The 304-nt window shown below is 78.9% G+C and carries 1 protein-coding gene; it reads right to left on the reverse strand.

Features of this window, described 5'->3' with window-relative positions:
• The coding region (locus VTU_RS30440; protein WP_010110780.1) for an NAD(P)/FAD-dependent oxidoreductase at positions 1-304 on the reverse strand (304 nt) is incomplete at both ends.

Below are 304 nucleotides of genomic sequence, written 5' to 3' on the forward strand. Positions count from 1 at the left end.
GCAGCGTGCGCGCCAGGCCGGGCCACAGGCCGTCGGTGTAGCCGTTGGTGGCGAGCAGCAGCTGCTGCGCCTGCACGCGCGCGCCCTGCGCCGTGCGGGCTGTCCAGCGCCGGCCCTGGCGCTCCAGGTGCACCACCGGCGAGCCGCCGTGCACCTGCACGCCCAGCGCCTGGGCTGCGCGCACCAGGCCGCGCACATAGGCCAGCGGCTGGACGCTGCCGGCGCGCCCGTCGAGCCAGCCGCCGGCAAAGGCCGGCGTTCCCGTGCGCGCGGCCACGGCGGCGCGGTCGAGCAGTTCCACGCG

Origin of the sequence: Verminephrobacter aporrectodeae subsp. tuberculatae At4 (assembly GCF_000193225.1) — a bacterium.
GTDB classification, from domain to species: domain Bacteria; phylum Pseudomonadota; class Gammaproteobacteria; order Burkholderiales; family Burkholderiaceae_C; genus Acidovorax; species Acidovorax aporrectodeae.